Origin of the sequence: Thiocystis violacea, assembly GCF_016583575.1 — a bacterium.
Taxonomy (GTDB): Bacteria; Pseudomonadota; Gammaproteobacteria; order Chromatiales; family Chromatiaceae; genus Thiocystis; species Thiocystis violacea.
The window spans coordinates 18,555-38,947 of sequence record NZ_NRRG01000006.1; the positions used below are offsets into that span (position 1 = coordinate 18,555).

Consider the following 20,393-nt stretch of genomic DNA (forward strand, 5'->3'; position numbering starts at 1 on the left):
AGAACGCGATGCCAGGCATCAGGAACCGGCTGCTGTGGGGCGCGGGCTTGACCACGGGGGTTCTCGTTGGTGCCGCACTCTACGTCTACTTCGTGGGTACGCGCACGGTCTTGGAGCACGCCGAGGCCTTTGCCTTTCGCCGGATGACCGTGTCCCAGCTCTCCGAGCAGGGCGTGTTTCGGTTCTTCTATGCCACCAATCGGGTTCCGGTCGAGGAGAACGGGCCAATCGAGGCCCGTTTCGGCTCGGAGCGCGCAGGTACCCTGAGATTCGGCGCGTTCGAGACCCGGATCGAGCCCACGCTCGGTCTGGGGATGCTGATCGACCCGAGCGACTGGTTTCTCAACGAGGAGATCCAGCTGCGGAGTGCTCAAGCCCTGGAGCGCGAGCCGTTGATCGAAGCGCTCCGCACCCAGGTGGAGGCCTCTCCTTATCGATCGCTCCTAGTCGTGGTCCACGGCTTCCGCGAGGCCTATCCGTCCGCGCTGCGCAAGACCGCCTTTCTCGCGCACGTCCTCGATATCGACACGCCGGTGCTGCTGTTCGACTGGCCCGGCGATCAGGGCTCATCATTGCGCGGTTACCGCCGGGCGCGCGAGGTCGCGCACGCCTCCGGGGCCGAGCTGGCGGCGACCCTTGAGCTCGTCCTCCGCGAGGTTCGGCCGAGCCGCCTGTGGCTGATGGCGAACAGCATGGGTGGGCAGGTGGTTGTAGACGCCTTCCACACCCTCTATCGGGACGCTGACCTCTCCGACGCTCCCGCCGAGATCGAGACCGTGGTGCTGACCGCGGCGGACATCGATCACGCCGACTTCAACGAACGCTTCAAGGAGGAGATCAAGGCGCTTGCCGGCAACGTCACCGTCTATGTCTCGTCCAACGACCGGGCGCTGCTGGTGAGCCGCCTCATCAACCGAGGGCTGCGTCTGGGCGAGAGCACGCTGGACCCGGCGAGCCCGAGCCAGGCCGAGCAAGCGGCAAGCCTTTCCGGATTGATCGAGCCGGGGGATGAGCGGCTGGTGCTGGTCGACGTTACCCCCGTCAATCGAACCCGCAATTTCCACAACTTCAGTCTCGAGACGCCGGAGTTCTTCGACGACCTCTTCCTGCGCTTGACCAGTACCAAGCTACCGCAGACCCGTGAGCTCTACTTCCTGGAGACGCCCGCGGGTGTACGTTACTTCGTGCTGACACGGGGGCGCTGAGGTGCCGACAACCTCCCGCGACGACCCTCGGCTGCGTCAGGCCATCCCGACCGTGGCGGGTCTTGTGCTCGCCGTGCTCCTCCTGGGCGCGCAGGGCTGCGGCGACGACCGTCCCCTGGCACCCTGGCATACCCTGGCGCTCACCGAGGAATTCACCGCCGACATGGCGGGTGAGCAGGTCCACACCCTGCGGGACTACCTGGATCTGGAGGAGCGTCTCTTCCGGCAACTGGACGAGCAGGTCGTCCAGAAGACCCCCATCGGCCCCGAGTATGCCCTGGTACGCTACAGCCGCGGCAGTGCGGCGAGCCCGAGCCGCTGGCCGCGCGACTGGAACCGGACCTTCGAGCTCGACGCGGACGCACCCATCGGCGGGGTGCTGCTGCTCCACGGCATGTCCGACTCACCCTATTCCTTGTGCGCCCTGGGCGAGACCCTCAACCGCGCCGGGTATCTGGTCCTGGGCTTGCGCCTGCCCGGTCACGGCACGGCGCCCTCGGGGCTGACATCCGTCACCTGGCAAGACATGGCCGCCGCGGTTCGACTGGCGATGACGCACCTGGCCGACAAGCTCGGGGACAAGCCGCTGCACCTCATCGGTTACTCCACCGGCGGATCCCTGGGCCTGGATGTCGCCCTCGACGCGATCGAAGACGGGGCCAGGGTCGTGCCCGCGAGCTTGGTGCTGGTGTCCCCGGCCATCCGGGTCCATCCCGCGAGCGCCCTGGCCCGCTTCAAGGACGCCCTGTCGGTCCTGCCGGGCCTCGGGGATCTGGCCTACCTGGCGGTCATGAGCGAGTTTGATCCCTTCAACTACAACTCGTTCGCGACCAACGCGGGCGCGCAGGTCCATGCCCTCACCCGCGACGTCGATCGGCGTATCCGCACCTTGGTGCAAGAGCCAGCGACGGCCCGCGGCTTTCCGCCCGTGCTCGCGTTCAAATCCACGGTCGACGCCACGGTGACGACCGAGGCCATTGTCGACGACCTGCTGAAGCGTCTTCCCGCGCACCGCAACGAGCTGGTGCTGTTCGACATCAACCGCCATGCGGCCATCGCGTCCAGCCTCCTCGTCGCGGATCCGGCCCCCTTGACCGATCGCCTGATGGCCGAGGCGAGCCTGCCATTCGCGGTGACCTTCGTCACCAACGAGAGTTCGCGGAGCGCCAATGTCGTTGCCCGCCACAAGGCGCCCTTCTCTCCCCAGGCGTCGAGCGCCCGGCCGCTTGGTCTCGCCTGGCCCAGCGGCGTGGTCTCCCTGTCCCACGTGGCTCTGGCCTTCCCGCCCGATGATCCCCTCTACGGCAGCGGTCCCGCCGACAGCGACGATCGCCTCTTTCTCGGGGACATGGCGCTCAGGGGCGAGCGGGGCCTGGTACGCATTCCGGCGGACTGGCTGCTGCGGCAGCGCTACAACCCCTTCTACCCTTACTTGGAAGCGCGGATCCTGCAATGGCTGAAAGCCAGGAGTGAGTCATGAACGCCCTTGCCAGCTTCTCCCCCGCGGCGCGTGGCCTGATCGTCACGGCGGCCATCGCCATCGTCCTGCTCTTCTTGCAAGCCGCCGAATCCGTCGTCGCGCCCATTCTGCTTGCCGCGTTCATCGCGGTGGTCGCGGCCCCGCCGCTGCGTTGGATGCAGCGCAAGGGCGTGCCGAAATGGGGCGCCCTGGCGCTCGTCGCCTTCGTGCTGCTGGACGCCGGTAGCCTCTTCGGACTGATCGCCACCGGCGCCCTGGAGGGGTTCCGGGACAGCCTGCCCGGCTATCAAGAGCGCCTGACACTGCTCAACGAGCAGTTGGGCCTGTGGCTGGAAGGCAACGGCATCGCCAACTCGACGCAGGCCGTACCCGATATCCTGGACCCCGCCCTGGCGGGCAGCCTGGCGCGTCTCGCCCTGAGCAACATGGGCACGGTCTTCGGGACCGGACTGCTGATCCTGCTGGCCGTGGTCTTCATGCTCCTGGAGGCACCCAGCCTCTGGCTGAAGCTGCGCACGGCCTTTTGCCTGACGGAGGAGTCCGAGGCCCGCTTCCGCCGGGTGCTGGACGCGCTGGGCCGCTACATGGTGATCAAGATCGGCACCAGCCTGGCCACCGCGCTGTTGATCTGGGCTTGGCTGTCGTTTCTGGGCATCAACTTCGCCGTACTGTGGGCCATCCTGGCCTTCCTGCTGAACTTCATTCCCTTCGTCGGATCCGTTCTGATGGCGGTCCCGGCCGTGCTGATGGCGCTGGTGCAGACCGATGTGCCGACCACACTCCTGGTTGCGCTCGGTTATCTGCTCGCGAACACCTTGATCGGCTCGGTTCTGGAGCCGAGGATCATGGGCCGGGGTCTCGGCATCTCGACGCTCGCGGTGTTTCTGTCGCTGCTGCTGTGGAGCTGGGTACTCGGGACGGTCGGCGCCTTCCTGTCGGTTCCGCTGACGATGGTGCTGATGATCGCGCTCGAGGCCAGCCCCCACACCCGGCCGGTGGCCATCTTGCTCGGTCCGGACATTGCGCCGACCGAAAGCCCCGCGGAAGACCAGGCGGCACTCCAGCCGTGAACGGCCGGATGCGATCGGCCCGGCCCCGTGGGGAGACGGCGGCGGCGTCGCGGGCCAGGCCCGGTCGCCCACCTCGGAATCCAGCCTGCTGCAACGGCACCACGACGATGTCAAGGCAGCGATGGACCCTTCTAAGCACTCATTGGTGAGACACCATGTGGAAACTGCTGCCCGTCCTCCTGCTGGCATCGTGCGCCGCACGAGAATCCAATGACAGCGTCTCCCAAGCGCCGCGCTCGGACAGCTCGCGCATTGTGAGCACCCTTGATGTGCCATTGCTCCCGGCCCCGTCCACCGGCGCCCGGCAACCCGCGACGAAGGCGTTCCAGGCGGGGGAGACTCGGGGGCGGGTCGATGACTCCGGTGCCTGGAGTCTCCGCGCCGCGGTGACGCATACGCGGCTGCGCTGCGCGACCTACGAAACGGGCATCCAGCTAGGGCGGGGAAACGCGGACTGCTCCAACGTGCGCTGGGTGTCCCCCGTTCAGTTCGGCACCCGACAGACGCAGTGCAACAAGGCGACATTGATCCATGCCGGAGGGGGTGATCTCGCTATCACCAATGACACTTTCGAGGCATCCAATTGCGTACGCGTCGTCACCCAGTGTGACGGACCCTGCTGAGCGGCCATGCAAAATCTCATGCAAGACCTCTGGTGGTGGAGGACTGGCGCTGGTGGTTGGGAGATTTCAATGCATCTCGACTGGAGGCTTTGGCGTGTTGCCGCGCTCGTCCTGATGCTTCTGGTCTTGCCGCGGCTCGAAGCGGGCGAAGTCCTGGAGGGAGTGAAAGCCCGCGGGCTGCTGCGCTGCGGGGTCAGTGAAGGCATTCCAGGCTTCTCCGAGCGCGACGCCGATGGACGCTGGCAGGGTTTCGACGTGGACTTCTGCCGCGCGGTCGCGGCCGCGGTCCTTGGGGACCCGGACAAGGTCGAGTACCTGCCCCTGCGCGCCTCGACACGATTTCCCTCATTGCAGGCGCGCAAGATCGATCTGCTCCTGCGCAACACCACCTGGACCCTGACCCGCGAGGCGGTGTTGAAGGTCCAGTTTCCTGGAATCCTCTTCTACGACGGCCAGGGATTCATGGTGCCCGCTGCGGCGGGCATTGCGGCGCCGGCGGACCTGGACGGCGCGACTGTCTGCATCGAGAAAGGGACGACGCACCGGCGCAATCTCGAAGAATGGTTTCGTGCCAAGGGGTGGTCGGTCACGCCGCTGGTCATCGATTCGGCCGCCGAGGCGGCCCAAGCCTTCTTCGCCGGCCGCTGCCGCGCCTACAGCTCGGATGCCGCGCAGCTCGCCGCGATGCGTCTGCACGCGCCCAATGATCCTCGGGATTTCGTCATCCTGCCCGAGCGTATTTCCAAGGAACCGCTCAGCCCCGTCGTCTGGGGCGGTGACCCCGAGTGGACCACGGTGGTCCGCTGGGTTCTGAACCTCCTGATCCTCGCCGAGGAATACGGGGTCACGCGCGAGAACCTCGACGCCGTCATCGCGGAGAACCGCAATTCCCTGGTGCGACGCTCCGCGGAGGAGCAGGCCATGATCGCGCGATCCCTGGGGATACCTGCCCTGTGGGCAACGCGGGTGCTGAGAGCCGTCGGCAACTACGGCGAAATGTACGAGCGCCACCTTGGCCGCGAGAGCCCGCTCGAGATCGAACGCGGTCTCAACCGGCTCTGGACCCAGGGCGGACTGCACTATGCCCTGCCGATGGATTGAATGAGGCGGCCATGACCGACATTCAGATCTACCTGACCATCGGCGTCTTCGCCGCCGTCATCCTGGTGATTGCGCTCGACGTCGTCGATATGGCGGTCGCCGCCCTGCTCGGGGTCTGCGTTTTGATCATGTTCGATATCCTCGACGGCGGAGATCTCATCCAGATCGTGCAGACGGCCAGTGGTCCGCTCGCCCTGCTCTTCGGCGGCATGGTGGTGGCGCGGGTGATCAGTCGGACCGGGATTTTCGCGTGGCTCGAGGAGGCCTTGCTGCGTGCCACCGCCGGGAGCGGCAAACGCCTGCTGCTGCTGATCGTCGTGCTGGTCGCTCCGGTGTGCGCCGTACTTCCCAACGCGACCGCGGTCATTTTGGTGGCGCCGATCATCGTCGGGGTCTGTCAGGCGCTCAAAGTGGATTTCGTCGGCCCCTTGATCATCACGGCCATTGTCAGCAACGCCGCCGGCATGCTCACCCTGGTGGGTGACCCCGCGACCTTTCTGGTCGGCAGCGCGATTGGGCTGTCCTTCATCGATTATCTGCGGCTGGTGAGCCTCGGTGGGCTGCTGGCACTCTTGGTCATCGTGCCCCTGCTGCCACGCCTGTTGCCGGAGATCTGGGCCGCACGGGTGACCTTGCCCCCCAAGCGCCCGCCCGTGACGATCGAGCGACCCGCCTTCCTGGCGCTATCGCTCTTGGTGCTCGGGATCATGGTGGTCCTGTTCCTGGTCGGAGAGTCCCTGCCGAATACCATCATCCCGCCCCAGGTCGCGATCATCGGCGCCTCGCTGGCGCTACTCGTGGTCTACGGCGCACGCATCGAGCCGGTGGGCGAGGTCATCCGCGACGTCGACTGGAAAACGATCGTGTTTCTCGGCGCCATCTTCACCCTCGTTCAGGCCTTCGTCAAAACCGAGCTGCTGCAAGGGCTATCGATCCAGCTCTACCACTGGTTCGGAGACGATTTCATGCCGGTCGCGCTCCTGTCGCTGGCCGGCATCGGCGTCCTGTCGAGCCTGCTGGCCAATATCCCGGTGGTCGCGGCCGCGTTGGTGATGACGACCGGTTACCTGGTGGCAGCCGAAGCCGTGCCCGAGATCGCGCTGGGCCCTGGTTTCACCGATTGGCCCGATGCGACGTTGCCCCTGTTCATTGCCATGATGTTTGGCGGCACGCTGGGCGGCAACGCCACCTTGATCGGTGCCTCCGCCAATGTCGTCGCGGCCGGCATCTGCGCGGCCCAGGGCAAGCGGGTGACCTTCATGCAGTTCCTACGCATTGGCCTGCCGATCGCCGCGGTGCAGTTATCTGTCGGGACTCTCTACGTCTTGGCGCTGGATGCGATTCTGGGTTAGCGCATTTGCAACTTGGGCGCGTTGTCGGTGCGGGAGAATCGCGGGTGCCGAGCCTGGCGCCATTCCAGGGGAAGCCGACGAGCCTCATGACCGGCGCCAGAGCCCAGCGACGGTGTACACCTCCGCATAAGCAAAGCTCGCCGCATGCAGCGCGATCGCGACGACCATGCCGGTGAAGATCAGGCCGACGAGCGCGAGGAGGATCGCGAGCGCCTTGGAGCCCTTCTTCGACGGGTGAAAGTCGCCATAACCAACGGTCGTCGCATTGATGAAGGCGTGGTAAAGGGCGTCGAACGCCGACCACCCCTCGAGTCGGCCAATGAGGGAGCCGACGAGTACGATCAGGAGGAGAAGGAAGCCCAGAACCGGGCTCGCATAGAGGATGTCCAAAAAAAATATGCGGAGGAAAGTCAGCGTGAACTCCATTGATCACGCAACAGCTCGCTAGATTTGAACCCATGATGCCATGAAGCAGCTACCCGTAACGAGCAACGCTGCGGCAGTCTCTCGTTGCCGTCCCGCGCGGGCGCTCTCCTCGATCGGTCTCACGTGCGCCCCGGCTTTAACCAACGTGCAATAGCCGGCCAACCCCCGCCTAACTATCCTACGGATCTTTAAACCGCGTCCAGTGGGCGTCTTCATCGGCCTGCATGCGGCGGGGGCTCCCGGCCGCGCGCAAACGCCGAACACCTTGCCGGGAGGCGAGATCCGGAGGCCGCGGCCCTCATCGATCACTCACTTGGGGGCGGCGATCGCCGCAACCAGCACGAGGGGTGCCCTATGCAACAGGCGGTCTCACAACGCACGTCAAGGTGTGGATCTGGACTTGTCTCCGTCGTCTCCGTGTGCACGGCGCTGCTGATCGGAGGCTGCGAGCTCGAGCAATCTGCGGAGCCCTCGGCCGCACCAGAGCCCATTCGGCCGGTGCGCGTGGCAGAAGTCGCCGAGGCCGGCGGCGGCGAGGAGATCACGCTGAGCGGCACCATCGAGGCCGAGGACAGCATCAACCTGGCCTTCCGCGTCGGCGGCCAACTGATCCAGCGCTCGGTCAACGTCGGCGACCGGGTGCGGGCGGGACAGACGGTCGCGCGGCTGGATCCGGAGACGGCGCGGAACGCGGCCGATGCGGCGCGCGCCAACGTCGCCGCGGCGATGGCGCGGCTGGTGGAAACGCGCGCCACCATCGCCCGCTATGAGCCGATGGTGGCGCGCGGCTTCGTCGCCCGGCAGCAGTTCGACCGGGCCGTCGAGTCGCGCAATGCCGCCGAGGCCCAGGTGGAGGCCGCCGAGGCCAAGCTGCGCAGCGCCGAGAACCAGCTCTCCTTCACCGAGCTGGTGGCCGATGCCGCCGGCACCGTCACGGCCCGCGGCGCCGAGCCCGGGGAGGTCGTGGCCGCGGGCCAGATGGTGGTCCAGCTCGCGCGCGAGGGCGGACGGGATGCGGTCTTCGACTTCCCGTCGCGGGTCAAGGATGCCTTGGCGGCGGACACGGTGATCGAGGTCGTCTCCACCACCGATCCCAAGGTGCGCGCGGTGGGGCGCGTGCGCGAGGTCTCGCCGCAGGCGGACCCGGTGACGCGCACCTTCCGGGTGCGGGTCGGTCTCGCCAATCCGCCGGAGGCGCTCCGGCTCGGCTCCTCGGTGAGCGGCAAGGTGCCGGTCGGCGGCGATGCCGAAGGCCTCTCGATCCCGGCTGCGGCGCTGACCCGCGCCGACGGGCAGCCGGCGGTGTGGGTGGTGGACCCGGATACGCAGCGCGTGGCGCTGCGCAGCATCGACGTGATCGCCTATGAGCTGGACAGGGTGCTGGTGCAGCACGGGCTCATGCCGGGCGACCTGGTGGTGACCGCGGGCGTGCAGAGCCTACGCCCGGATCAGCCGGTGCGCCTGTTCGGTGCGGCGCCAGCGGTTGGCGGCGCGGGCGGAACGCCGGCCGAGCCGCCGGCGGCCCCCGACGAGGCCGCGCCCGAGGGCGCGGGCGAAACGACCGGCGGGACGCCGCGATGAAGCCGTTCAACCTGTCCGAATGGGCGATCAACCACCGCGCCGTCGTCGTCTATCTGATGATCGTCGCGGTCGCGGCCGGCGTCGGTGCCTTCTTCAAGCTCGGCCGCGCCGAGGATCCGGCGTTCACGATTCGCACCATGGTGGTGGGGGCCGCCTGGCCGGGGGCGACGCTCCAGGACACGCTGGACCAGGTCACCGAGCGGCTGGAGCGCACGCTGCAGGAGGCCCCGCACGTGGACCGGCTGCGCAGCTTCACGCGCGCGGGCAGCACGACGATCTTCGTCGACCTCGATGGCCGCACGCCGGCGGAGGCCATCGAGGATGCCTGGTACCAGGTCCGCAAGAAGGTCGGCGACATCCGCCACACGCTGCCGCAGGGGCTGGTGGGTCCGCGCTTCGACGACGAGTTCGGCGACACCTACGGCATCATCTACGGCTTCACCGCCGACGGCTTCAGTCACCGCGAGCTGCGCGACTCCGTCGAAGACGTGCGCTCGCAACTGCTGCGGGTGCCGGACGTGGCGAAGATCGACGTCCTCGGCGCCCAGGACGAGCACTTCTACATCGAGTTCGCGATGGACGAGCTCGCCGGGCTCGGCATCGACCCGGCGGCGCTGACGGCCGCGCTGCGGGCGCAGAACGTCGTCACGCCCACCGGGGTGCTCCAGACTGGCGACGAGGCCATCTCGCTGCGGGTCTCCGGTGCCTTCCGCGACACGGCGGATCTGCTGGAGGTCAGCTTCGCCGTCGGCGGGCGCATGCTGCGGCTCGGCGACATCGCCCAAGTGCGCCGCGGCTACGCGGACCCGCCGCAATCCCTGTTCCGGGTCAACGGCCAGCCGGCCCTGGGGCTTGCCATCGCCATGCGCGAGGGCGGCGACATCCTGGCCCTGGGCGACAGGGTCAAGGCGCGGATGGCCGCCATCATCGGGGAGCTCCCCCTCGGCATCGACGTCATCCGCGTCGCCGACCAGCCGGTCACGGTGGACGAGGCCATAGCGGATTTCACGACCTCGCTGTGGCAGGCCATCGCCATCATCCTGGCCATCGGTTTCATCGCGCTCGGCGTGCGCGCCGGCGCCGTCGTCGCGCTCACCATCCCGCTGACGCTGGCGCTGGTGTTCGCGCTGATGGACCTCGCCAACATCGACCTGCACCGCATCTCGCTCGGCGCGCTGATCATCGCGCTGGCGCTGCTGGTGGACGACGCCATGACCACCGTCGATGCCATGACCCGGCGCCTGGCCTTGGGCGAGCCGAAGCGCGAGGCGGCCACCTATGCGTATCGCACGCTCGCGTTCGCGATGCTGACCGGCACCCTTGTGACCATCGCCGGCTTCGTGCCCATTGGCTTTGCCCGGAGCAGCGCCGGCGAGTACACCTTCTCGATCTTCGCGGTGGTGGCGATTGCGCTGCTGGTGTCCTGGTTCGTCGCCGTGGTCTTTGCGCCGCTGCTCGGCACGGCCCTGCTGAAGGCGCCGGCGCAGGCCGCGGGCGCGGCGCCGGGCCGGGCGCTGCACCTGTACCGCGGCCTGCTGAATGGCGCCATGCGCCTGCGCTGGCTGACCCTTCTGGTCACCCTGGCGCTGTTCGTGGTGGCCATCCTCGGCGTGCGGCTGATCCCGCAGCAGTTCTTTCCGGCCTCGGACCGCGTGGACCTGCTGGTGGACCTGACGCTGCCGCAGAACGCCTCCATTCACGCCGCCGCGGCGGCGGCGGAAAGGCTGGACGCCATGCTCGCCGAGGACCCGGACCTGGACCACTGGAGCACCTACGTGGGCCAGGGCGCGATCCGCTTCTACCTGCCGCTCAATGTCCAGTTGCCGAACCCCTTCTATGCCCAGGCGGTGCTGGTCGCCAAGGACTTCGAGGGACGGCTGCGCATCGAGGAACGCCTGGAGGAGTCGTTGCCGGAGGTCTTTCCGGAGGCGGTCAGCCGGGTCTCTCCGCTGGAGCTGGGGCCGCCGGTGGGCTGGCCGGTTCAGTACCGCGTCAGTGGCCCGGACCCGGAGCGGCTGCGCGGCATCGCGCTGGAGCTGGCTGGGCTGATGGCCGAGTCGTCGCTCACCCGCCAGATCAATTTCAACTGGATGGAGACGGCACGCGAGGTGACCATCCGCATCGACCAGGACGAGGCGCGCCGCCTCGGCCTGTCCTCGCAGGCGGTGTCGGCGGTCCTCGCCACCAACATCTCCGGGAGCACCGTGACGCAGGTGCGCGATGACATCTTCCTGGTCGACGTCATCACCCGCGAGGTCGGCGGCCAGACGCTCTCCACCTCCAGCCTGCGGACCCTGCCGGTGGCCCTTGCCGACGGCCGCACCGTTGCGCTCAACCAGATCGCCACCTTCGACTTCGGCCAGGACCTGCCGCTGATCTGGCGCCGGGACCGGGTGCCGACGCTCACGGTGCAGGCGGACACGGCCCCGGGCCTGCTGCCGGAGACCGTGGTCGACGCGCTGGCCGAGGGGGTGGCGGCGCTGGCCGGCGGTCTGCCCGTCGGCTACGACATCGAGGTCGGCGGAACCGTCGAGGAGAGCGCCGAGTCCCGCGCCTCGGTCATGGCCGTGGTGCCCCTGATGCTGTTCCTGATGCTGACGCTGCTGATGTTCCAGTTGCGGAGCTTCCCACTGCTGGTGATGGTGCTGAGCGTGGTGCCGCTCGGCCTCATTGGGGTGGTCGGGGCGCTGCTGGTCTCCGGGCGGCCGCTCGGGTTCGTGGCGATCCTCGGCATCCTGGCGCTGATCGGCATGATCGCCAAGAACTCGGTCATCCTGATCTCCCAGATCGAGCAGGAGCGAGCCGGCGGACGGCCGATCTGGGATGCGGTGGTGGACGCCAGCAGCTCGCGCGTGCGCCCGATCATGCTGACCGCGCTGTCCACCGTGCTCGGGCTCATCCCGATCGCGCCGACGGTGTTCTGGGGCCCCATGGCCTTCGCCATCATGGGCGGACTGTCGGTGGCCTCGCTGCTGACGCTGGTGGTGGTTCCGACGCTCTATGTCACCTGGGAGTCGCTCAGGGGCAGCGATCTGCGCCGTGGTTAGGCAACTCCCGACAAAAACCATTCCATGAATCTCACCCAATAAAATGGACAGGATTAACAAGATTTTGCAGGATTTACAGGATTTTTTTCAGAAACATCCGGCCTGACATGAATCCTGTCAATCCTGAGAAATCCTGTTAATCCTGTCTCAATGTCAGACAGGCCGCTCGGCCGTTTCGGAGCTTCGCGCTTCGGACGATATCAGGTGGCTCAGACAGCCTTCCGAGCCGAACCTAACGTGAATTGGCATGGTATTTCGCGGGCGTTGCCTTAGTCACCGATTGTCGCCTGAGGGCCGATAACGCCGGAAGCATCGCGCACAGGCACACTTGCCGATCCTCCAGATGGATGGATGGCCGCCGTTGGGTGCTCCCAATCGGCGTCCTGCCGGAATCCCTCTGGGCCGTGTTCTGTCCTCCCGCCCCGTCGCTCATGCGCCCGCGCGTTTAACCAATGTGCAATAGCCGGCCAACTTTCCACCGAACTATCCTGCGCCTGCTTCAATGCCGTGGCGAGAGCGTCCGCGAACATCCAGCGCCGCCGCCGAATATCCGCCAGAACATTGGCTTGTATCGAGCGTTCGCGAACGATTCGTGTCAAGTAGGCTGGGGTGAGGAACGAACCCCAGCATGGCGGCTTGCTGGGTTCGCTCCCGCTCACCCCAGGCACATCAGTTGTGGTCGCACCCCGCTTGCGCCGCATCCGCTTGGGTTAGGCATGATCATTTTGGAGGCGTAGGTCGTGACGTTACAGGCTAAGGTCTTCGCAGCGAGTCTGACGGCACTCCTCGCCGCTCCCGTGGCGGCGCAGAACAGTGGTTGGAGCTTTGCGCTCTCGCCATACCTCTGGGCGCCGGGGATCACCTCTTCGGTCGATACGGTCTGGGGAAGCGTCGAGGTCGACAAGAGCACGAGCGATGTCCTTTCCAGCCTGGATCTCGCCTTCATGGGGGCATTGGAGGCGCGCAACGGCCGCTGGGGCCTGATCGCGGACCTCTTCTACGCCAACCTCTCCGAGAGTCGTGCCACGCCACTCGGTCTGCTCTTTAGCCGCGCACGCATGGAGGTCGAGGCGAAGGCGATGAGCGCCTATGTCGCCTACCGTGTCGCGGACAACGAGCGGGCGGCCATCGACCTGATGGCGGGCTTGCGCCTCAGCGCCATCGATCTCGATCTCACGCTCTCCCCCGGGCGGCTTCCCCGCCAAAGCCTCGGTGTAAGCGAAACCTGGGTCGACCCGGTGATCGGTGCACGCGCCCGTGTGGCGCTCGACGACAAGTGGTTCGCGACCGTCTTCGGCGATGTCGGTGGCGCGGGCGGCGATTCCGATCTGACCTGGCAACTGTTCGCGAGCCTCGGCTACCAGTTCGACCCGCGCTGGTCGGTGCAAGGCGGCTGGCGCTATTTCTCGGCCGAGAAGGAGATCGATGGCCGGGATGTCAAGACCGACTTCAACGGCCCCTTGCTTGGTTTCACGGTGCGTTTCTGATGCGCCCCTTACCGCGACCACACCCTGCTCCTGTCCCCAACGTCGGCTCCGTGACGCCTGCTCAAGGCGCATTCGCCCAACCAGTTTCAACGAATATTCCTACCGGGGTAACGCCAATGGCCGCTCGACTCCCAGTCATGCTCACCGCCCTCGCCGCCGCCGCAACAGCGGGGCTTGCCGTCGGCGCCGAATCGCCGACCGACGTCGGCCAAGGGCACACCTTCACCCTCGAGCGCGGCGAGCATCTCTCCGGCCTCTGCACCCAGATCCGCCAGGCCGGGGTCGCTGTCACGGCTCCCGAGTGCGTCAGACAAATCCTCTTCGCCAACCGGGACTGGTTCAATCGGCACTTCGGCTATGTCTGGAAGAACGCCCAGTCCGTGAGCCTGGATTCCGCCGTTCGGCTCTGGTCGGAGATCCCCTACGTCTTGCCAGCGGCGCTGGTCACGGCAAATCCGGTACAGACCGCACAGACCGAGCCCGCGCGGGATGCCCAGCCACCCCAGACAGTGGCGAACGTCTCCACCGCTGGCCATTTCGATCCGCAAGGCAAGGCGCCTTCTGAGTTCACGATCGAGCTGCGCAAGGGTCTCAAGGCCACGCTTCCATTCGAGGACCAGCGCGACTTCGAGGAGGCGAAGAAGGGCTTCATCGCCGAGCCGCCCTACACGCGGATCATGGCCGATGCCGGCCACGTGGCCTGGGACATGGGCAGTTACGAGTGGCTGCTGAAGGGCCAGGACTTCGACTCCATCAACCCCTCGCTGCAGCGCCAGGCCGTTCTCAACATGGCCTACGGACTGTACGAGGTCTTGCCGGGGCACATCTACCAGGTGCGCGGCTACGACCTGGCCAACATCAGCTTCATCAAGGGCGACACCGGCTGGATCATCTTCGATCCGGCGACCGCCAAGGAGACGGCCCGGGCCGCACTCGACTTCATCAACGAGAAGCTCGGCAAGCGGCCGGTCGTGGGCGTGGTGTACTCGCACTCGCACGTGGATCACTTCGGCGGCGTGCGCGGCGTCGTGGACGAGGCCGACGTCGCGAGCGGCAAGGTGATGGTGATCGCCCCGTCTAATTTCATGGACGCGGCGATCTCGGAGAACGTCTTCGCCGGCAACGCGATGTCGCGCCGCACGCAGTGGCAGTATGCCGTGCTGCTGCAGCGCAACCCGTTCGGCCATGTCGACCAGGCGATCGGCAAGAACGTGGCGAACGGCAATACCGGGCTGATCGCGCCCAATCGCCTCATCAGCAAGGACTTCGAGGAGATCACGCTCGACGGGGTGAAGATGGTGTTCCAGAACGCGCCGGACACCGAGGCGCCGGTCGAGATGAACACCTACTTCCCCCAGCTCAAGGCGTTCTGGGGCTCCGAGATCATCACCGGAACCATCCACAACATCTACACGATTCGCGGCGCGTCCGTGCGCAATGCGATCAACTGGTCGAAGGAGATCAACGAGGCGCTCTACAAGTTCGGCCAGGAGGCCGAGGTCATGTTCGCCTCGCACAGCTGGCCGCGCTGGGGCAACGACCGTATCCAGGAGGTCCTGCGTGCACAGCGCGACGCCTACGCCAACCTCAACAATCAGACGCTGCACTACGCCAACCAGGGCGTGACGATCAACGAGATCCAGAACGTCTACGAGGTGCCGAAGAGCCTGCGGCAGAACTGGGCCGCGCGCAGCTACCACGGCGACGTGCAGAACAACGCGCGCGGCGTGATCAACCGCTTCCTCGGGCACTACGACGGCAATCCAACCAACCTGATCCCGCTGTCGCCCGCCGACTCGGCCCCGCTCTACGTGGAGATGATGGGCGGCGCCGAGAAAATCCTCGCGCGCGCCCGGCAGCTCGATGACGAGGGGGCCTATCTCTACGCCACCGAGATCCTCAACAAGCTGGTGTTCGCCGAGCCGCACAACCAGGCCGCACGGCGCCTGCTGGCCGACACCTTCGAGCAGCTCGGCTACCAGGCGGAGAGCACCAGCGTGCGCAACAGCTTCCTGCAGGGCGCCTACGAGCTGCGCAACGGCCTGCCGGGCGGCGTCCCGCCCCGCTCCACCGGCCCGGACGTGGTCCGCGCCATGTCCACCGAGCAGTGGCTCGACTTCGTCGCCATCAGCATGGACCCGAGGAAGGCCGACGGGCTCAAGTTCACCATCAACCTCGTGACGCCGGACAACGGCGAGCAATACGCCGTCGAAATGAGCAACGCGACGCTCACCACCATCGCGGGATTCCAGGCTAAGAAACCGGACCTCAGCATCACCGTGAACCGTGCCGACCTCAACGGGGTGATGATGGGACAGGCGTCGTTCGACGACCTGATCAAGGCCGGCAAGGCGACATTCGACGGCGACCGCACGGGCTTCGACCAGCTGCGCTCGATCCTCGTGCCGTTCACGCCGGATTTCGAGATCCTGCCCGGCACGGCGCCCAAACAGCACGCCACCCCACCGAAGCCGTTCGAGGTGCTCCAGCAGATCGATCTCGAGCACGACTGATCGGCGATCGATTCCAGGCACGCAGGCCGGCACACCAGTGCCGGCGGACCGCTTGAAGGCCACTTGGCGCCGCCGATCGCCGAGTCGGTGGCCACGGCGGACCCGCTGCATGGCTGTGCCCCGATTTCGGGTCGCGCCCAGGCGCCATGATCAAACCCTCGGCGTGGAGTGAGTCGCATGTCGACGTTCAAGCTACCAAGAGTCTCAATGGCCGTCTTGACGGCCGCGGGCATGGCCTGTCCCGGACTCGCGCTGGCGGAGCAAAGCGAGGAGGCACTGGCGATGCAGCTCGCCAACCCGGTGGCCGCGCTGATCAGCATCCCCTTCCAGTTCAACTACAACCAGGGTCTCGGTCCGCTCGACGATGGCGAGCAGTGGCAGCTGAACATCCAGCCGGTGATTCCCTTTACGCTGAATTCGGACTGGAACCTGATCTCGCGGACCATCGTGCCACTGGTCTACCAGAACGATCTCTTTCCCGGCGCCGGCAGCCAGTCGGGCGTCGGCGACGTCCTGCAAAGCCTCTTTTTCTCACCCGCCGCACCGACGGCGGGGGGCTGGATCTGGGGCGCGGGGCCGGTCCTGCTGCTGCCGACGGGCGGCGACGACCTGCTGACCGCCGACCAGTGGGCGGCCGGTCCGACGGCGGTGGCACTGCGCCAGCGGGGGCCCTGGACCCTGGGAGGGCTGACGAACCACCTGTGGTCCTTCGCGGGGGACGACGACCGAGCCGACATCAACCGGACCTTCCTGCAACCCTTCCTCTCGTACACGACACCCACAGCCTGGACCTATACGCTTCAGAGCGAGAGCTTCTACGACTGGGATGCCCATGAGTGGCTGATACCGATCCGCGGTGTGGTTTCGAAGGTGGTGCGAATCGGCAAGCTGCCGGTGAGCATCGCAGGCGGCGTTCACTACTGGGTCGAGAGCCCGGACGCTGGTCCCGAAGGCTGGGGCGCGCGGGTCACCTTCACTTTGCTGCTCCCGCGGTAAAGCCCGGTAGCGGCCCATCGCCACGCCAAGAAGCCGGTTACTGATCGACTGGAGCACATCAGTCATGTTCTGGAGCCAAGAGATGACAGACTCGATTACATCAAGACGATCCTTACGGCTCGTGGCCGCACTACTTGGCGCCCTCGGCGTGATACCTCCGGGCGTCCAAGCCGAGGACCTCATGATCCCCTTGGATCTGCCGCAGCTCAACTTCTTCGGGGGCGGCGTGGGCGCCTATCCCGACTACTTTGGATCGAAGGATCAAGATATCGGCGTCGCTCCGTTCGGGCGGCTCTCGCTGGGCGGCTCACGCTTCGTTCGTCTCCTTGGAAACGAGATCCGAGTCAACCTGCTCGACAACCGCAACTGGCAGTTGGGTCCGGCGGCGCTTTGGCGCTTCAGCCGCGAGGATGTGGAGAACCCCGTCGTCAACAAGGTTCACGAGATCGACGATGCCTTGAGCCTCGGTCTCTTCGGTGGCTATATCTGGCGGGATCCCCAGGAGATGCGCAGGCAGGCGGGAGTGGGTGCCTGGGCCCTCGGGGATGCCACCGATGTCTACAACGGTTGGACGGCCGGGCTCAATGCCTACGCGATGCAGCCCGTCGCGCGGATGGTGACCCTGGCGGCCGGTACCGCCTTCACGTACGGCAGCGACAACTACACGAACGAGTACTTCGGGGTGACGCAAGCCGATTCACTCTCTAGCGGTCTGCCGATCCATGTGCCTGGGGGCGGGGTGCGTGACGTGCGAGGGTGGGCCACGGCGGTGCTTTCATTGAGTCTGCACTGGCATCTGGGCGTCGGCATCATGTACTCGCGCATCCTGGGCGACGCCGCGGACAGCCCGCTCGTCGCGCTGGAGGGCTCCAAGAATCAGTGGATCTATGGGGTCGGTGCTCTCTACGCCTGGTAGGTGACGGGGCGTTCAGGAGTCGCTTGATAGAGGCTTGCTTCCCAAAGAGATGCGGCTCGACCACCTTCCTGATCCTTGTCCGTCAGAAACCAAACCGCCAGCCCTCCCGCTGGCTCCCAACCCAATCAATCCTCCACAGGACTCCTAATAGACATGAATCGAATCATCCAACATCCAGCCGCCCTCGCTGCCCTTCTGGCGTTGGCCGTGCAACCGATGACGTCCCAGGCCCTCGATGAAAGCGATTTCAACTTCGACACCACCGAGGATCTGCTCCAGGTCTGCGGAGCAACCGGCGACAGTCCCGCCGCGCTCGAGGCCCTGCTCGCCTGCCGGGCGTTCATCGAGGCCAGCGTCCAGTACCATGACGTGGTGAGCGACAGGAAGCGAGTGAAGCGGCTGATCTGCTACAAGGTGAACGACACGATAGAGGATGGCCGACAGGCGTTCCTCACCTGGGGGGCCGAGAACAAGGGCAATCAGACGCTGATGAACGAGATGCCGGTGGTCGGCGTGGTCCGGGCACTGGCCAAAGCCAGATCCTGCAAGTAATCATCGGAGGTCATCCCATGAAGTCCATATCCATCCTCGTCCTGGCGGCCACGATGGCGGCCGTCCTCCCTGGCTGCGGGAGCACCCCCCGGGCCAGCGTTGCCAGCGGCACCGCGATGGGCGCCGCCACCGGTGCCGTTGTCGGCTCCTTCAGCGGCAACGCCGGGCGCGGCGCGTTGCTCGGAGCAGGCGTCGGCGCGCTCGGCGGTGTGCTCGCCGATGAGCATCGCCGCGGCAGCTTCCAGTAGTCCAGCCTCCGGCCGGAGAGTGGGGAAGCGCCGACCCGATCGGCGTTTCCCCCGCACCATCACAGCCTGGAGCCCGTCGATCAGACCGACAGCTCCCCGGCCAGAACGCCCCGCGGCAGTACCGAGATCGCCATGCGCTCAGCCACACTGTAGATGCGTCTCAGCATGTCGAGTATCTCGAACTGCACGCGGTACTTGAGCAGGCGCTCCGGGTCGTCCAGGGCGAGGCGCGCGGCCTGTTGCCTGTGCAGCTCGGAGCTGAGCTCGAGGATCGTCACGCGATTGGCCACAACGGCCTGTGCCGCCCGTTCGTCCGCCTCGACCAAGGCTCGCAGCGCGGCATGCGCGGACTCCTGTATCGTCCGAAACAGGTGTTCGAGCAGCTCGGCGGTCTCTTGCGACGGTGTGATGCCCGTCTCTTTCAGGGTCTGGGCCAGCGGTGCCAGCTCACGGCCGATCGCCGCGCTCATGGACAGGATCTCTCCGGTGGCGGCAACCAGGCGTGCATGCTCGTCCGCTTGAGCGTCGCTCAGCTCGCCACGCCCGACGCGCTGCAGATAGGCGAGCACCGCTTCTCGCAGCACCACGACCTGGTCATACTGCTGCGAAAGCTCGCTGAGATCCCTGGCTTTGAAGGCCGATCCGACCTTCACCAGCATCCCTTCGGTCAGCTCACCCATGTACCCGAGTTCCATCCGTGCACGCTCCAGGGCCATCGAGGGCACCCGGATCAATTCGTCGTCGAGATATTTGGGACGAACGATCTCCTTCACCTCGACCGCCCGGTCCGGGATGATCCTGATGGCCATCTTCGCGAACAACGGGGCAAACGGCAGGAAGATCAGCGTGTTGGCCGTGGCCCAGATGGTCGCCGCGTTGGCGATCTGGCGCGGCACCTCCTCGGCAAGCCGTTCCACGCCATGCAGATGCGCGGCCACCGGCGAAACCGTCTCGGCGAGCGCCGCGAGCGCCGCGATGAACGGCAGCCAAATCAGGGCGCCCAGCACATTGAACAGGACATGCACGGCTGCCGCGCGCTTGGCATCCTGCGGCTTGCCGATCGCGGCGAGAACCGCCGTGATCCCGGTTCCGATCTTTGCCCCGAACAGGATCGCGATCCCCGCCGGAAGGGACAGCAGCCCCTGGGTCGCCATGACGACCGCGAGACCGATGGTGGCCGACGACGATTGCACCAGGGCCGTAAAGGCGGCGCCGGCCAGCATGCCCAGGAACGGGCTCTGCAGAGACTGTAGAACCCCGGCGAAGCCCTCGTGCGTGCGCAACGGCGACATGGCCGCGCCCATCACCGCCATGCCATAGAAGATCAGACCAAGCCCCATCAACATGGCGCCATAGTGGCGTGCCACGCCCTGCTTCCACAGGAAGCTCATACCAAAGCCGATGGCAATCAGGGGGAATGCAAGGGCAGTCGTGTTGAACGCCACGATTTGCGCCGTCACCGTGGTGCCCACATTGGCACCGAAGATCACCCCGACCGACTGCACCAGGGTCATGAGCCCGGCACTCACGAAACCCACCACTAGCACCGTGGTTACCGAGGACGACTGGATCACCGCGGTCACGATGGCCCCAGTGATGGCACCCAACACCGGATGTCCTGTCAGCTTTGCCAAGAGCCCGTTCATCTGCTTGCCGGCCGCGGCCTTCAACCCGTCGGTCATCTTCTCCATGCCGTACAGGAACAGCGCGAGCCCGCCGAGCAGCTCGATCGTCATTGTCAGGGGGGCCAGCTCAGTCATGGCCAACCTCTCTGTTCTTCGAGCAATGGGAGTCGG

At 66.4% G+C, this 20,393-nt stretch carries 16 protein-coding genes; 14 read left to right on the top strand and 2 right to left on the bottom strand.

The features are described from left to right. Positions 1-8: 8 nt before the first annotated feature. From CKO27_RS04755 to CKO27_RS04775, 6 genes are all read left to right on the top strand, one after another. On the top strand, positions 9-1,205 hold the full coding sequence (locus CKO27_RS04755; protein WP_200373737.1) for an alpha/beta hydrolase: 1,197 nt from the start codon (positions 9-11) through the stop codon (positions 1,203-1,205). A gap of 1 nt (position 1,206) precedes the next feature. Next, positions 1,207-2,685, top strand: coding sequence for an alpha/beta fold hydrolase (locus CKO27_RS04760; protein ID WP_200373738.1), 1,479 nt, complete (start codon positions 1,207-1,209; stop codon positions 2,683-2,685). Beyond that, positions 2,682-3,755, top strand: a complete 1,074-nt coding sequence (locus CKO27_RS04765) for an AI-2E family transporter (protein ID WP_200373739.1) — start codon at positions 2,682-2,684, stop codon at positions 3,753-3,755. The genes CKO27_RS04760 and CKO27_RS04765 overlap by 4 nt, the downstream gene beginning before the upstream one ends. A 155-nt stretch (positions 3,756-3,910) precedes the next feature. Beyond that, on the top strand, positions 3,911-4,378 hold the full coding sequence (locus CKO27_RS24235) for a hypothetical protein (protein ID WP_207280602.1): 468 nt from the start codon (positions 3,911-3,913) through the stop codon (positions 4,376-4,378). A 69-nt stretch (positions 4,379-4,447) separates the two neighbouring features. After that, the gene (locus tag CKO27_RS04770; RefSeq protein ID WP_200373740.1) at positions 4,448-5,479 is read left to right on the top strand and encodes an amino acid ABC transporter substrate-binding protein; all 1,032 of its coding nucleotides are present in this window, start codon (positions 4,448-4,450) and stop codon (positions 5,477-5,479) included. Between the two features lie 11 nt (positions 5,480-5,490). Then, positions 5,491-6,831, top strand: coding sequence for an ArsB/NhaD family transporter (locus CKO27_RS04775; protein ID WP_200373741.1), 1,341 nt, complete (start codon positions 5,491-5,493; stop codon positions 6,829-6,831). An 84-nt stretch (positions 6,832-6,915) separates the two neighbouring features. Here CKO27_RS04775 and CKO27_RS04780 read toward each other — a convergent pair whose 3' ends face one another. Continuing rightward, complete coding sequence (locus CKO27_RS04780) at positions 6,916-7,257, bottom strand: potassium channel family protein (RefSeq protein WP_200373742.1); 342 nt, start codon at positions 7,255-7,257, stop codon at positions 6,916-6,918. Between the two features lie 504 nt (positions 7,258-7,761). Between CKO27_RS04780 and CKO27_RS04785 the strand changes: the two genes are divergently transcribed. The 8 genes from CKO27_RS04785 to CKO27_RS04820 all read left to right on the top strand — a co-directional run bounded on the left by CKO27_RS04785 (position 7,762) and on the right by CKO27_RS04820 (position 18,597). Continuing rightward, positions 7,762-8,838: an efflux RND transporter periplasmic adaptor subunit gene (locus tag CKO27_RS04785; RefSeq protein WP_338115886.1), complete on the top strand. Its 1,077-nt coding sequence runs from the start codon at positions 7,762-7,764 to the stop codon at positions 8,836-8,838. Next, positions 8,835-11,885 carry an efflux RND transporter permease subunit gene (locus tag CKO27_RS04790; RefSeq protein WP_200373744.1) on the top strand — a complete coding sequence of 1,017 codons (3,051 nt, stop codon included), beginning with the start codon at positions 8,835-8,837 and terminating at the stop codon, positions 11,883-11,885. The genes CKO27_RS04785 and CKO27_RS04790 overlap by 4 nt, the downstream gene beginning before the upstream one ends. A gap of 740 nt (positions 11,886-12,625) precedes the next feature. After that, positions 12,626-13,372, top strand: coding sequence for a porin family protein (locus CKO27_RS04795; RefSeq protein ID WP_338115887.1), 747 nt, complete (start codon positions 12,626-12,628; stop codon positions 13,370-13,372). A gap of 137 nt (positions 13,373-13,509) precedes the next feature. After that, complete coding sequence (locus tag CKO27_RS04800; RefSeq protein ID WP_242470731.1) at positions 13,510-15,885, top strand: alkyl/aryl-sulfatase; 2,376 nt, start codon at positions 13,510-13,512, stop codon at positions 15,883-15,885. Between the two features lie 177 nt (positions 15,886-16,062). Then, positions 16,063-16,881, top strand: a complete 819-nt coding sequence (locus tag CKO27_RS24415; protein WP_242470732.1) for a transporter — start codon at positions 16,063-16,065, stop codon at positions 16,879-16,881. A gap of 121 nt (positions 16,882-17,002) precedes the next feature. After that, on the top strand, positions 17,003-17,797 hold the full coding sequence (locus CKO27_RS04810; protein WP_200373745.1) for a MipA/OmpV family protein: 795 nt from the start codon (positions 17,003-17,005) through the stop codon (positions 17,795-17,797). Positions 17,798-17,950: 153 nt separating this feature from the next. After that, complete coding sequence (locus CKO27_RS04815; protein ID WP_200373746.1) at positions 17,951-18,349, top strand: Rap1a/Tai family immunity protein; 399 nt, start codon at positions 17,951-17,953, stop codon at positions 18,347-18,349. A 17-nt stretch (positions 18,350-18,366) separates the two neighbouring features. Continuing rightward, positions 18,367-18,597, top strand: a complete 231-nt coding sequence (locus CKO27_RS04820) for a glycine zipper family protein (RefSeq protein ID WP_200373747.1) — start codon at positions 18,367-18,369, stop codon at positions 18,595-18,597. Positions 18,598-18,677: 80 nt separating this feature from the next. On the opposite strand, the gene CKO27_RS04825 is transcribed toward CKO27_RS04820, so the two are convergent. After that, positions 18,678-20,357: a Na/Pi cotransporter family protein gene (locus CKO27_RS04825; protein ID WP_200373748.1), complete on the bottom strand. Its 1,680-nt coding sequence runs from the start codon at positions 20,355-20,357 to the stop codon at positions 18,678-18,680. Between the last annotated feature and the right edge of the window lie 36 nt (positions 20,358-20,393).

Bases quoted from the DNA above. Each gene is read 5' to 3' on its own strand.
- CKO27_RS04765 (WP_200373739.1), top strand. From the start codon at position 2,682: ATGAACGCCCTTGCCAGCTTCTCCCCCGCGGCGCGTGGCCTGATCGTC.
- CKO27_RS04775 (WP_200373741.1), top strand. From the start codon at position 5,491: ATGACCGACATTCAGATCTACCTGACCATCGGCGTCTTCGCCGCCGTC.
- CKO27_RS04790 (WP_200373744.1), top strand. From the start codon at position 8,835: ATGAAGCCGTTCAACCTGTCCGAATGGGCGATCAACCACCGCGCCGTC.
- CKO27_RS24415 (WP_242470732.1), top strand. From the start codon at position 16,063: ATGTCGACGTTCAAGCTACCAAGAGTCTCAATGGCCGTCTTGACGGCC.
- CKO27_RS24235 (WP_207280602.1), top strand. From the start codon at position 3,911: ATGTGGAAACTGCTGCCCGTCCTCCTGCTGGCATCGTGCGCCGCACGA.
- CKO27_RS04825 (WP_200373748.1), bottom strand. From the start codon at position 20,357: ATGACTGAGCTGGCCCCCCTGACAATGACGATCGAGCTGCTCGGCGGG.
- CKO27_RS04815 (WP_200373746.1), top strand. From the start codon at position 17,951: ATGAATCGAATCATCCAACATCCAGCCGCCCTCGCTGCCCTTCTGGCG.
- CKO27_RS04780 (WP_200373742.1), bottom strand. From the start codon at position 7,257: ATGGAGTTCACGCTGACTTTCCTCCGCATATTTTTTTTGGACATCCTC.
- CKO27_RS04770 (WP_200373740.1), top strand. From the start codon at position 4,448: ATGCATCTCGACTGGAGGCTTTGGCGTGTTGCCGCGCTCGTCCTGATG.
- CKO27_RS04755 (WP_200373737.1), top strand. From the start codon at position 9: ATGCCAGGCATCAGGAACCGGCTGCTGTGGGGCGCGGGCTTGACCACG.
- CKO27_RS04800 (WP_242470731.1), top strand. From the start codon at position 13,510: ATGCTCACCGCCCTCGCCGCCGCCGCAACAGCGGGGCTTGCCGTCGGC.
- CKO27_RS04820 (WP_200373747.1), top strand. From the start codon at position 18,367: ATGAAGTCCATATCCATCCTCGTCCTGGCGGCCACGATGGCGGCCGTC.